This window comes from uncultured Clostridium sp. (assembly GCF_934754915.1).
Classification (GTDB): Bacteria; Bacillota; Clostridia; order Clostridiales; family Clostridiaceae; genus Clostridium.
The window spans coordinates 1-3,672 of sequence record NZ_CAKVKB010000233.1 but is presented as its reverse complement, the minus strand read 5'-3'; the positions used below and the strand labels follow the sequence as shown (position 1 = coordinate 3,672).

Sequence of the window (3,672 nt, the reverse complement as noted above, 5' to 3'; positions counted from 1 at the left end):
AAGCAGTTATTATTTCTTCTTCTTGTGTATCAAATACTATATTTCTTTCACTGTTTTTTATATATGAAGCTAAAGATTGTACAATATTTTCAACAACTTCTACAATGTTATAATTATCTATATTCATATCATAAAATCCATCATCAATTTTAGTCAAATCTATCATATTATTTGCTAACTTTAAAAGTCTATAAGAATTTTGTTTTATGCTTTTTATATAATTTGTAAATTTTGAATTTTTATTATCTTCACTGCTTAAAATAACTTGAACTGCTGAAAGTATTATATTTAGAGGTGTTTTAAATTCATGAGATATGTTTGCAAAAAACTCTGTTTTTAATCCTTCCATTTCAATAGCCTGCTGTAGGTCTTTTTTATCTTGTCGCAATTTATACAAATTGGTAACATCTTTTCCTGTTAATACATATAGATTATCTTCTATACATCTCCAATTAATATTTAACGTTCTATACTTGCCATCTTTACAGAACAGCTTTATACACAGATTATCCATTTCATCAGTTTGATCATCATATATACACCTGCACAACTTCTCTTTATTTTCTATGTCAATGAATTTTAAAATTTCTTTTAAATCAAATTCTTCAAAATTAGTTCCAATTAATTCATCACACTTTTTACTTGCTTCAATACACTTAAATCCATTTTCATCTTTTTGTATAAGTGCATATATATCTATTCCTGTACTAAGCACTGCTTCAAGTTTATTCTGTACCTGTTTTCTTTTTTTCAATTCTTTTTTCAGATTATTTTCCAAATTTATATTTTCATATATGAATGATAGCATTATACATGTATATTTTATTATTTCTTCTTCTATCTCTGTTTTATCATTTTTAAAATATATATGAAGTGCTCCTACAAGTTTATTTTTATTTTTGATAGAATAAACATAATTTACACTTTTATTACTAAGTTCTTCCTTTGCTATATAAGTATTTATGGTAAAATATTTATTGAAACTTTCATCATCCAATATATATTTTTGAGCAAAAATAACCTTTTTTTCACCTAAGCATCCTTCTAAACTCATTTTTCTGCTTGAATCATCATATAAATATAATGCTATATCGTCAGCATTTATCATTTCTTTTAATTTGTTCAAAATATTTAAATTTTTATCGCTTTCTTCTACTGCTGAACTGTTTGCTATATCAAGATAAGTCTCTAAAATACCATCAGATTCGTTTTTATTTATTGATGTATATCTTGCAACTCCTCCAATAAGTTTTTCATCACCATTTCCATTTAAAACCGTCTTAAATATTTCATACCATTTTTCTTCTGTGTCACTCACTTCAATCTTATCTTCAACAAGTACATCTTCACCAGTACTTAAAACAGCTCTGTCTCCTTCCATACAGCTTTCAGCCATTTCTTTAGGTCTAAAATCATAATCTGTTTTTCCAATCACATCTTCTTTTTTTAATCCCATTCTTTCAGCTGAAATTTTATTTATGTACTGATGTCTACCCTCTGAATCTTTTATCCACATTTCATATGGAATTTTATCTAAAAGTTCCTCAAGATTTTCAATTGTATATTTCCGATTATTTTTTTCCACCCTTATTCCTCTTCTTCCTAATTAATAACTATTATATATTATACACATTTTTTCTACTTTCTTCCATGAATATTTATCTTATTCTATATTTACAATAACAATTTCTCTCTTACCTATTTCTATTGAATAAAAATCCTAAAACCAGTTTATTTAATTTGATACTGATTTTAGGATTTCATATTTGAGGATTTTTCATATTGGCATAAATACAAAACTAAACTCAACATAATTGATTGATTCTAAATTTGTATACCTTCTATGTTTCTTGCCTTATCTAAAATTTCCATAACCATAAGTGAATGATTCATTTTTCTTAAATTTTCTTCGTAATCATCCTCTCTTATAATTTTTTCAAATGCTTTAAGTTCATAATATAATCTTTCTTTTTCACTATTAAGTTGGAATTTTTTACTTCTGCCATCATTTTGAGAAAAAATAAATTGTGAAAATATATTTGAAGCATCACTGCTGTTAATGTACCCCTTATCTCCTTGAATATTTATACTCAATGGTGCTTTACAGTCTTTCGCTCCTACAGCAACACATTTAAAATCATCATATTCTAAAATAAGTATTCCAGAAGTATCAATTCCTCTTTCTATATTGGCATGATAAAACACTTCTTTGGGTTTTCCAAATAAACCAGTAATAAAATAAATATTATATACATTCAAATCCATAAGAGCTCCGCCTGACATGGATGGATTAAAGACAGGTTTTATTTCACCCTTTTTAAAACTGTCGTATCTGCTTGAATATTGAGAATAATTTAACTGTACAATTTTAATATCTCCAAGCTCTTTAATAAGTTCCTTGACCTTTTCATAATTAGGAAAATACTGATTAGTTATTGCTTCTAAAAGATAGAGCCCTTTTTCCTTTGCGATTTTAACAATTTCTTCAGCCTGTTTGTAATTTGATGTGAATGGTTTTTCAACTATTACATTTTTTCCTGCATTTAAAGCTTCTTTTGAAAATTCATAATGAAGATTATTAGGAAGAGCTATATAAATTGTATCTATTTCCTCATCTTTAAGCATTGCTTCGTATTTGAAATACATTTTTTCAATCTTATATTTTTTTGAAAGTTCCTCTATTCTATCAATGCTTTTCTCTCGTCCACATATAGCTGAAATTTTTATTTCATTTATTTTTACAGCTGCATTTAAAAAATCTGGAACAATCATTCCTGAACCTGCAATCCCAATATTCATAATATATCATCCTTTCGTAAATCGTTTTCTATATTATATATATTATCATATCTATCCTAATTCTTCATATTTAAAATTTCAATAATTATTGATGAGAATGTATTTACTTAAAAGTTCATGTTATAATTATATAGTGATTACTCATTAAGGACTGATAACTAATATGAATTACATAATATTTGATCTGGAATTTAATCAAATGTATACAAAAAAAAGCACAGATACAAACACAGATATATTGGAAAAAAAGCATAATAATCAAAAATATTCACATGAAAATGACAAGACTTCAGAAATGCCTTTTGAAATAATACAAATTGGAGCATTAAAACTGAATGAAAATTTTGAAACAATTGGAACTTTCAATAGTTTTGTAAAACCTACTTTATATAAGGAAATCCATCCTTTTATACAAGAACTTACTTCAATTACTACAGAAATGGTGTGTAATGAAAATCCTTTTCCAGATATATATGAGGACTTTATCACATTTATAGGAAATGATGATTTTACAATGGTAGTATGGGGAGCAGATGATATTAAACAGCTTATAAAAAATATCCGTTTTCATAAGCTAAGTTTGCATAACAATATTAAAAAGTATATTGATATTCAAAATATAGCTTCAAAAAAATTTAATACTCCAAATGGCAACAGACTTGGTTTAAAAAGTGCTGTCAGACTTTTAAATATACCATGTGAAAATGAATTCCATAATGCTTTAAATGATGCAATCTATACTGCTCATGTATTTAGAAATGTATTTAATAAAAACATAAAACCTACTATATATTCTGATACAAACCATAAAAAAGACTTGTCAGCTTCATTAAAAGTTGACACAGAAAAACTCATTTCACAATTTGAAAAGAT

The 3,672-nt window shown here is 25.9% G+C and carries 3 protein-coding genes; 1 reads left to right on the top strand and 2 read right to left on the bottom strand.

From position 1 onward, the window contains the following. Both Q0F58_RS18045 and Q0F58_RS18040 read right to left on the bottom strand, forming a co-directional pair. Positions 1-1,585: histidine kinase dimerization/phospho-acceptor domain-containing protein (locus Q0F58_RS18045; protein WP_294379241.1), on the bottom strand; the 1,585-nt coding region annotated here is incomplete at its 3' end. A gap of 239 nt (positions 1,586-1,824) precedes the next feature. Continuing rightward, positions 1,825-2,799 carry a Gfo/Idh/MocA family protein gene (locus tag Q0F58_RS18040; RefSeq protein WP_294379240.1) on the bottom strand — a complete coding sequence of 325 codons (975 nt, stop codon included), beginning with the start codon at positions 2,797-2,799 and terminating at the stop codon, positions 1,825-1,827. A 199-nt stretch (positions 2,800-2,998) separates the two neighbouring features. Here Q0F58_RS18040 and Q0F58_RS18035 point away from each other — a divergent pair. Then, the coding region (locus Q0F58_RS18035) for a 3'-5' exonuclease (protein ID WP_294379239.1) at positions 2,999-3,672 on the top strand (674 nt) is incomplete at its 3' end.